Here is an 8,611-nt window from a genome sequence, read left to right on the forward strand (position 1 = left end):
TGCTTCCTTAATTACTTCTTAGATGCTTCGATAAGTTCGATGAAATGATCGAACAATGGTGCGCAGTCATGTGGACCCGGGCTTGCTTCAGGGTGACCCTGGAAGCTGAACGCAGGTTTGTCTGTACGATGGATACCTTGGTTGGTGCCATCAAACAGTGAGCGATGCGTTACACGCAACACATCAGGCAGATTGCTTTCATCGACTGCGAAGCCATGGTTTTGAGAAGTAATCATCACTGTACCGTTATCAAGATTTTGTACAGGATGGTTCGCACCGTGGTGGCCGTGAGGCATTTTTAAGGTTTTAGCACCACTTGCAAGCGCAAGGATCTGGTGACCCAGGCAGATACCAAATACTGGAATTTCAGTGGTTTCTACAATTGTTTTTACAGCTTCAATTGCGTAGTCACATGCAGCCGGATCACCAGGACCGTTCGAAAGGAACACGCCATCTGGATTCAGTGCAAGTACATCAGCAGCAGGAGTTTGCGCCGGCACAACAGTCAGTTTACAACCGCGGTCTGCGAGCATACGTAAGATGTTGGTTTTGACACCGTAATCGTATGCAACAACATGGAATTTAGCTTCTGGTTGAGAGAAACCTTTGCCTAATGTCCAAGAGCCTTCAGTCCATTCAAAACCTTCAGGGTCGCAACATTCTTTTGCCAGGTCTAAACCGTTTAAACCACCAAATGCACGTGCTTTTTCAAGCGCTTCAGCTTCAGTGATATTTTCGCCAGCAAGGATACAGCCATTTTGTGCACCTTTGTCACGTAGGATACGTGTCAGTTTACGCGTGTCGATATCCGCAATTGCCACAACATTGTGTTGTACCAAATATTCAGCTAATGATTGGGTTGAACGGAAGTTACTGTGCAGTAAAGGCAGGTCGCGAATGATCAATCCGTTAGCCCAAACCTTATGAATACGACCTGATTCAGTGTCTTCTTCATTACAGCCTGTGTTACCGATATGAGGGTAAGTCAGTGTCACAAGTTGCTGTGCATAACTCGGGTCAGTCAAAATTTCTTGATAGCCAGTCATGGCAGTGTTGAAAACGACTTCACCAGTCGTACTACCCGATGCGCCAATCGAAGTACCTTTAAAGATAGTTCCGTCGGCAAGGGCTAAAATTGCTGGGGTGCTCAAACCAAAGCTCCTGAAATTTAGGCTGTAAAAAAGCGAGAAGACGAAAAAAAAGGAAGGCTAATTTTTAAACCTACCCTCCTATGTCTGCTCGCTTGAACTTAACACGGCATTATACGCAGAACGACCCTTAAAGTCCAACGGCTTTGCAGCGAAAGTATGAGATAAATGGCTTGCTTTTTGCATGGAAGTCTGTTTTGTAGGCAATGTGAAAAAATGTAAGCAATTAATAATTGTCAGACAAATCAAATCTTAATTTTTATCAAATCTACTAATATAGCTTAGTCGATATAACAATAGGAACAAGACAGATGGCTACAGCACCTAAATCTACTACATCTAAAAAAATCACTCCGAGCGTGGTGACTGAAACTGCCGAGAAGCTTGAAAAAGTAGCAGTCGAGGCTAAAGATCAGGCAATTGAAACCATCGAGGAAAGTAAGGAAAAGCTTGAAGTTGAAGCCAAGCAGTTAAGCGACACTGTGCAGGAACAATTGCGTCAATTTAAGCAGGAGGTGTTACAGCGTATTGATACTTTGAAGGAGCAGATTTTCGGTTCGCAGAAAGAATTAACCGAATTGAAAAGCTTTATCAAGACAGAATTCAACGCTGTCGTTGAAGACCTATCCAATCTGGGTAAAGAGCTGAAAGAAGATGTCAGTCAGATTTCGACCAAGCATAAGGAACATCTGACCGATACTTTTAAACGTTCTAAGGACAGTACCATTGAAGTACTGAAAAAAGTCAAACCCGTGGTGAAAACAGAGAGCTCAGACAAAAGTCCTGAGCTGAAAAGTTAGGCTGCGCTGAAAGGCCGCTATTTAAAAAGGAGAACAATCAAATGTTCTCCTTTGTCTTTATGCAGCAAAACGGACTCACAATAACAATTAAAGGGGGTCACGATGCAACAGCATTTTGTAGGTGTACTTATTTTACTGATATTGATCATGCTACTGAATCTGGAAAGCGGATTGGGGCGCATACTTTATCTAGGTGTAATCGTATTATGTTTGGGAGTGCTGGGACTGGTGTTTGGGACCATTCTTCTGATGATCATTACTTTTGCTTTTATTCTTTATGCTGCTGTGAAATCTATTCAGGAGCAGCATCATCTACATCATTAAAATATGAACGTTGAAAACAATAAAAAATCTAAAATAATTATACAGAGGATCAATCATTGTTGAGCAATAAACAAAAACGTGAGACTTTAAGTCTCACGTTGTATTCGCCTGTTACACTTTAAATAGCTGATGCACAGCGTCAATCTATTTAAAATACATGCAACCAGTCACGTTTATTATGAAAATCTGCCTGAGGACTACTATGCTGCATGGCATAGTATTGATCACCTTGTGAGGTTTTTAAAACAGCAGATAAACCCAGGAACAAGTTTTCCCATTTCAGTTTATGTGTTGCCATAAAATCAGTCAGATCTACACTGACATTAAGACCATAATGCGTACGTTTGAGCTGATTCAGCTCAATATCATCCGCAGCTTGCGGTGGCATATCTTCAGGATAACGGTATTCTTCAAATTGATAAGCCTGCCAGGCCTGAGAAGGGGAAAGATTAATCTCACGATAAAAATCTTCGCCCTGAACCCCAATAAAAATTTCAAAGCAGGTCTGTTCCCACAGGAAATCCTGACGGGGATGTGCCGTCACCATGTCGGGCCACAAGATGTACTGATTGGGATCACGGATCCAGAAGCCCACATTTAAATTGCATGGGCCTTGCTGTTCAATGGCGGCAACCAGAGAGATGGCCTGAAAACGGCGATCAAATGCGCTAAGTTCGTAACTTGCCATAAGTCCTGTACTTAGTTAGACAGATGAGCGAAACGGACAAGGTTGGACAATTTTTGGTTTTGTTTCGCAGCTTTTTTGTAAAGCAGCGCAATTTTACCAATAGTTTGAACTACTTCGGCACCAGTCGCTTCTGAAATTTCAGCAATCAATGCTGCACGCGCTTCACGATCTTCAGCTACGATTTTTACTTTAATCAGTTCGTGATCGTTTAAAGCACGCGCCAATTCTTCGATGACATTTTCAGTCAGGCCTTTGTCACCCAGCATAACGACCGGGTTTAAAGCATGTCCGATTTGACGTAAACGCTTACGTTCCTGAATAGATAAAGACGCCATGAGAGATAACCTGAATTTTAAAACGGCTTAGTATAGCAAAAGCAAAAAACAAACGCTTTAAATTATCAGGAAATAATCATTTCCAATATCTCTTCATAACGAGCAAAACTCCTAGATTTAGATACACATGTATACTGCAAAATATGTCTTTTTCACGTACAATTAATAATTAGACGTTTTTTTATTTAGAGAGTTATGGCTACACGCATTACCAACCAAAAGTTATCTAAAAGTAGTCGTGATTGGATGAGAGAGCATTTAGACGATCCTTATGTGAAAAAGGCACAAAAGGACGGCTATCGTGCGCGTGCAGCATATAAGCTCTTAGAGATGCAAGAAAAGTACAAGATCATCAAACCCGGCATGACCGTAGTCGACTTGGGTGCAGCTCCCGGGAGTTGGTCACAAATCGCAGGTAAGCTAGTCGGTGACAAGGGTTTATTGATTGCATCTGACATTTTACCAATGGATGCATTACCTGATGTGACTTTCTTGCAAGGCGACTTTCGTGAAGAAGAAGTCTTCCAGCAATTGTTAGAAATTTTAGATGGTCGTACTGTAGACGTTGTAATTTCAGATATGGCCCCCAATACATCAGGTAATAAGGCTGTAGATCAACCGCGTCAGATTTACTTGTGTGAACTTGCACTGGATTTTGCCAACAAGGTGCTAGGCCCTAAAGGTCAATTTGTGGTAAAAGTTTTCCAAGGTTCAGGTTTTGACGAATTCCGTAAGCAAGTGGTTGATAGTTTTGATGTTCTGAAAACATCTAAACCTTTGGCATCACGTGCTCGCTCCAAGGAAGTTTTCCTGATCGGGCAGGGACGTAAGAAGGCTTTAAAATAAGTCTACTTGCCAAGTCGTTAAAAATTGTGCATTTTGTACGTTTTCAGATAATTGTAAGTTGATTTACAGCTTAAGTATTAAGGTCACCCTGAACAGGGCATGATCAAATTAGATTGGAATGGGAATAAAGCTTTGAGCGATCTTTTTAAGAATGCCGTATTGTGGCTCGTGATACTGGGTGTGCTGGTGTTAATCTTCAGCAACGTCAGTGACCGCAATCAACCGACTACAATGAACTACTCAGAGTTTGTTGCCGCGGTCAATGCTGGCCAAATTAAACAAGTTGTGATTGACGGCGAAAGAATCCGTGGCGAAAAATCGAACGGTTCAGAGTTTGAAAGTATCCGTCCGGCAGTTCAGGATCCTGAACTGATGCCAAGCCTGATTAAAAATAATGTTGTGGTTGAAGGTGAAGCACCACAACGTCAAGGCTTGCTCATGCAGTTGCTTATTGCAAGTTTCCCTGTACTTTTAATCATTTTGTTATTCATGTTCTTTATGCGCAACATGGGTGGCGGTGCAGGTGGTAAAAACGGCCCAATGAGTTTTGGTAAATCTAAAGCCAAAATGCTGTCTGAAGACCAGATTAAAGTCACTTTCACTGATGTTGCTGGTTGTGACGAAGCCAAGCAAGAAGTCGTTGAAATCGTAGATTTCCTGAAAGATCCAACCAAATTTAAACGTCTGGGTGCGAGTATTCCACGTGGTGTGTTAATGGTGGGTCCTCCAGGTACGGGTAAAACCCTACTTGCCAAAGCCATTGCCGGTGAAGCGAAAGTTCCATTCTTTAGTATTTCAGGTTCTGACTTCGTTGAGATGTTTGTCGGTGTCGGTGCATCCCGTGTTCGTGACATGTTCGAACAGGCGAAACGTCATGCGCCATGTATCATCTTTATTGATGAGATTGATGCAGTCGGTCGTCATCGTGGTTCAGGTACTGGTGGTGGTCACGATGAACGTGAACAGACACTGAACCAGATGCTGGTTGAAATGGACGGCTTTGAGGGCAATGAAGGCATTATCGTGATTGCTGCAACCAACCGTGCAGATGTACTGGATAAAGCACTTCTTCGTCCAGGCCGTTTTGACCGTCAAGTTGTGGTTGGTTTGCCAGACATTAAAGGTCGTGAACAAATCCTGAATGTACATTTGAAAAAATTGCCTTCAGTGACAGGTGTGGATGTTAAAGTTCTTGCACGTGGTACACCGGGCTTCTCGGGTGCGCAATTAGCAAACCTGGTGAATGAAGCTGCTTTATTTGCTGCACGCCGTAACAAAAACACCGTCGATATGCATGACTTTGAAGATGCAAAAGACAAGCTGTATATGGGTCCTGAGCGTAAATCGATGGTACTTCGTGATGAAGAGCGTCGTGCGACGGCTTATCATGAAGCAGGGCATGCGATTGTTGCTGAAAGCTTGCCAGGTACAGATCCTGTGCATAAGGTGACAATCATGCCACGTGGCTGGGCTTTAGGTGTTACCTGGCAGCTGCCTGAATTTGACCAGACCAGCCATTACAAAGACAAAATGTTGAATGAACTTTCGATTTTGTTTGGTGGCCGTATTGCTGAAGAAGTCTTCATTAACCAGATGTCGACCGGCGCTTCAAATGACTTCGAACGTGCAACCAAAATGGCACGTGCGATGGTGACCAAATATGGTATGTCGGACAAACTCGGTGTCATGGTCTATGAAGAAGATGCACAGCAATCTTTCATGGGCAGTATTGGTAGCCGCAGTATTTCGGAAACCACACAACTAGAAGTCGATCGTGAAATTCGTCGAATTCTAGATGAGCAATATAAAATCGCACGCGATATCTTGGAAAGCAAAAAAGATATTGCCCATGCGATGGTGAAAGCCTTGATGGAATGGGAAACCATTGATCGTGATCAAATCCGTGACATCATGGAAGGTCGTGAGCCTCAGCCACCAAAAGTCTATGTTGCAGATAATCCTGTGATTGATGTAACGCCAGATGATGGTCCGCTGACTCCTCCGCCATTGCCAGCGAACTAAGCTCAATAAAAAAAACCACCTTCGGGTGGTTTTTTTATGCTTGTCATTTTTGTCATATCTTTTTGAGTGTTATATTGAGCGATTAAAAATGAATAAGAAAAACAAAAATGAATATGCCTGTTCTGGAATCCAGTGTTTACCAGCTTCGTCTTGAACCGTTGAGCTGGGAACATTTTTCTGATTTAGTGGTTGCATGCGCTGAAGAAAATTTAGGTAAGATTTTATATAATTCGGTGCCTTATCTGCATAACTTAAAAAAATATTTTTCTCAAGCTTTCGAACAACAGGCTCAAAGTGAAAGAATGGTTTTTGCCGTAATTGATTAAAACTCCGGCCAAGCAATTGGAACCACCAGTTATCATGATATTAAAGCGGAAATTCCACGTTTTGAAATTGGTTATACCTGGTATGCCAAGCGCTATCACAGAGCTTATGTAAATCGCGTTTGTAAATATCTTTTGTTAAGACATGCTTTTGAAAATTTAAATGCTCAGGTGGTCGGCTTTCGAACTGATCATTTGAATCTTCCCAGCCAAAAAGCGATTGAGGCATTAGGTGCCAAACGAGATGGCATTATCAGGTGTCATATGCTACGTAAAGATGGACAGACTATTCGAGATAGCTATATCTATAGTATTTTAGAAAGTGAATGGGCAGATGTGAAAGCATTATTACAAACTAAACTGATGCAATATTCCCAAAACAATTACTTCGAAATCTAGGTCCTAGCCTTATTCCACTTTGCTTTATTCAGCGATCCATAAGACAATATCGGGGTTATTTTGAGTGAGTATTGAATCATGCAGCTGATGCCTTTGTTACCACATGTATGGACATTTGGTGATTTAAAATTGGACTTATCCCAGCCGCATGTGATGGGGATTCTCAATGTCACCCCAGACTCTTTTAGTGATGGTGGTCGGCATAATCACAAAGAAGATGCAGTCGCACGTGCGCTTGAAATGATCGCTGAAGGCGCGACCGTGATTGATATTGGCGGTGAATCGACCCGTCCAGGTGCCGCAGTGGTAGAAGTGGAAGAAGAAATTCGCCGCGTAGTGCCTGTGGTGGAAGAACTGGCTAAACATAAGGTCATTCTCTCGATTGATACGTCGCAACCTGAAGTCATACGCGCAGCGGTTCGGGCCGGAGCACATATCTGGAATGATGTCCGTGCTTTGACTCGGCCGAATGCATTGCAGACCGCAGCAGAACTCAATATTCCAGTGATCATCATGCATATGCGCGGTGAGCCGACCACCATGAACAATCTGGATCAATATGAGGATGTCACTAAAGATGTGATACGCGAGTTATCCCAACGTGTTCAGGATGCTTTAGATGTTGGAGTAAAAGCGGAAAATATCATGATTGATCCAGGTTTTGGTTTCGCTAAAAATGCCCAGCAAAATTTAAAGCTGTTGCAAGAGTTTTATAAATTGACAGAAATGGGCTATCCGATTTTGTCTGCTTTATCACGTAAACGCTTTATCGGAGCAGTTTTGGATGGGGCAGAACCACAAGAGCGTGCAGTGGGTTCAGCAACAGCGCATTTGTTGAGTATTCAGCAGGGTGCATGTATGGTACGGGCACATGATGTTAAAGTCACAGCCGATGCGATTAAAGTCTGGCAAGCTATGCAAATGGTTTAAAAATCGAGGCTGGGAAATCCCTACATTGGCAATGTTGTTTGGCTTTTAAGCAACAATATGCTATATAGGCACGCTTAGATTAGATAGTCATCCTTTAGAGTGCCTGTAATGTTTGCAGATTTACTTCTCCCCATGTTCGATGATGAGTATTATCCCGATATTCTGGTTGCTGAAATCAAGCAGCACATCGAACGTTTTGCCCAAAAAGTCGCTAAATCAGGTTTGTCAGATCAAGAAATTTACCAGCTTGCCAATCTGACTGTGGCTGATATCAATATCATGAAACCTCAGTTCGAAGATCTGGATTCGTCTCTGGATGATACTGCCGCGGATTATATTGCCGAAGCCATGATGATGGTGGTGCAAGAGCACGGCCTGTTCGAGATTGAAATGGAAGAACTGATTACCAATCGTGAATGGTGATTTAAGAAAACCCTGCAGATGCAGGGTTTTTTATTGTCTGTTCAAATAATCTTTAAAGCTATTAAAGCGAATTGAGCCGAGTAATTGTTGCTCTTCATTCATGCATTGCTGATAAAGGTTTTGGTAATAAGCCTGCAGATTCGATTGACCTTGAATCTGTTGTGGTGTTTTTGATTTGGATTAATGGTGATTTAAGAAAACCCTGCAGATGCAGGGTTTTTTATTGTCTGTTCAAATAATCTTTAAAGCTATTAAAGCGAATTGAGCCGAGTAATTGTTGCTCTTCATTCATGCATTGCTGATAAAGGTTTTGGTAATAAGCCTGCAGATTCGATTGACCTTGAATCTGTTGTGGTGTTTTTGATTTGGATTG

General features: G+C 42.3%; 10 protein-coding genes and 1 pseudogene (1 of these 11 cut by a window edge). 7 read left to right on the forward strand and 4 right to left on the reverse strand.

The genetic code is table 11. From position 1 onward, the window contains the following. Nucleotides 1-11: 11 nt before the first annotated feature. Complete coding sequence (carA, locus tag ACP7AK_RS04580; RefSeq protein ID WP_425878812.1) at nucleotides 12-1,151, reverse strand: glutamine-hydrolyzing carbamoyl-phosphate synthase small subunit; 1,140 nt, start codon at nucleotides 1,149-1,151, stop codon at nucleotides 12-14. Between the two features lie 308 nt (nucleotides 1,152-1,459). Here carA and ACP7AK_RS04585 point away from each other — a divergent pair, with 308 nt between their 5' ends. After that, nucleotides 1,460-1,948, forward strand: coding sequence for a hypothetical protein (locus tag ACP7AK_RS04585; RefSeq protein WP_005106335.1), 489 nt, complete (start codon nucleotides 1,460-1,462; stop codon nucleotides 1,946-1,948). Nucleotides 1,949-2,050: 102 nt separating this feature from the next. Beyond that, nucleotides 2,051-2,272 carry a hypothetical protein gene (locus tag ACP7AK_RS04590; RefSeq protein ID WP_004280572.1) on the forward strand — a complete coding sequence of 74 codons (222 nt, stop codon included), beginning with the start codon at nucleotides 2,051-2,053 and terminating at the stop codon, nucleotides 2,270-2,272. Between the two features lie 148 nt (nucleotides 2,273-2,420). Here ACP7AK_RS04590 and ACP7AK_RS04595 read toward each other — a convergent pair whose 3' ends face one another. Together ACP7AK_RS04595 and yhbY are read right to left on the reverse strand one after the other, a co-directional pair. Further along, nucleotides 2,421-2,960: a DOMON-like domain-containing protein gene (locus ACP7AK_RS04595; RefSeq protein WP_004280571.1), complete on the reverse strand. Its 540-nt coding sequence runs from the start codon at nucleotides 2,958-2,960 to the stop codon at nucleotides 2,421-2,423. 11 nt (nucleotides 2,961-2,971) lie between these two features. Continuing rightward, complete coding sequence (gene yhbY, locus ACP7AK_RS04600) at nucleotides 2,972-3,295, reverse strand: ribosome assembly RNA-binding protein YhbY (RefSeq protein ID WP_004280569.1); 324 nt, start codon at nucleotides 3,293-3,295, stop codon at nucleotides 2,972-2,974. Nucleotides 3,296-3,490: 195 nt separating this feature from the next. Here yhbY and rlmE point away from each other — a divergent pair, with 195 nt between their 5' ends. The 5 genes and pseudogenes from rlmE to ACP7AK_RS04625 all read left to right on the forward strand — a co-directional run bounded on the left by rlmE (nucleotide 3,491) and on the right by ACP7AK_RS04625 (nucleotide 8,238). Further along, nucleotides 3,491-4,141: a 23S rRNA (uridine(2552)-2'-O)-methyltransferase RlmE gene (gene rlmE / locus ACP7AK_RS04605; RefSeq protein ID WP_004645756.1), complete on the forward strand. Its 651-nt coding sequence runs from the start codon at nucleotides 3,491-3,493 to the stop codon at nucleotides 4,139-4,141. 132 nt (nucleotides 4,142-4,273) lie between these two features. Next, a complete protein-coding gene (gene ftsH, locus ACP7AK_RS04610) occupies nucleotides 4,274-6,163 on the forward strand; it encodes an ATP-dependent zinc metalloprotease FtsH (RefSeq protein ID WP_004280565.1) in 1,890 nt (629 codons plus the stop codon). Between the two features lie 107 nt (nucleotides 6,164-6,270). Next, nucleotides 6,271-6,885 (forward strand): annotated as a pseudogene (locus tag ACP7AK_RS04615) (GNAT family N-acetyltransferase). A 78-nt stretch (nucleotides 6,886-6,963) separates the two neighbouring features. Continuing rightward, nucleotides 6,964-7,815: a dihydropteroate synthase gene (gene folP / locus ACP7AK_RS04620; RefSeq protein WP_005247701.1), complete on the forward strand. Its 852-nt coding sequence runs from the start codon at nucleotides 6,964-6,966 to the stop codon at nucleotides 7,813-7,815. A gap of 108 nt (nucleotides 7,816-7,923) precedes the next feature. Further along, nucleotides 7,924-8,238: a DUF5713 family protein gene (locus tag ACP7AK_RS04625; RefSeq protein WP_004280560.1), complete on the forward strand. Its 315-nt coding sequence runs from the start codon at nucleotides 7,924-7,926 to the stop codon at nucleotides 8,236-8,238. Between the two features lie 220 nt (nucleotides 8,239-8,458). Here the strand turns inward: ACP7AK_RS04625 and ACP7AK_RS04630 are convergent, their stop codons facing one another. Then, nucleotides 8,459-8,611, reverse strand: partial view of a hypothetical protein gene (locus tag ACP7AK_RS04630; RefSeq protein WP_425878817.1) — the 3' portion only. The gene runs 663 nt beyond the window's last position; the window shows 153 of its 816 coding nt (coding positions 664-816); its start codon lies off the right edge, out of view; it ends in the stop codon at nucleotides 8,459-8,461.

The organism is Acinetobacter sp. TWP2-2-3, assembly GCF_049896445.1.
Classification (GTDB): domain Bacteria; phylum Pseudomonadota; class Gammaproteobacteria; order Pseudomonadales; family Moraxellaceae; genus Acinetobacter.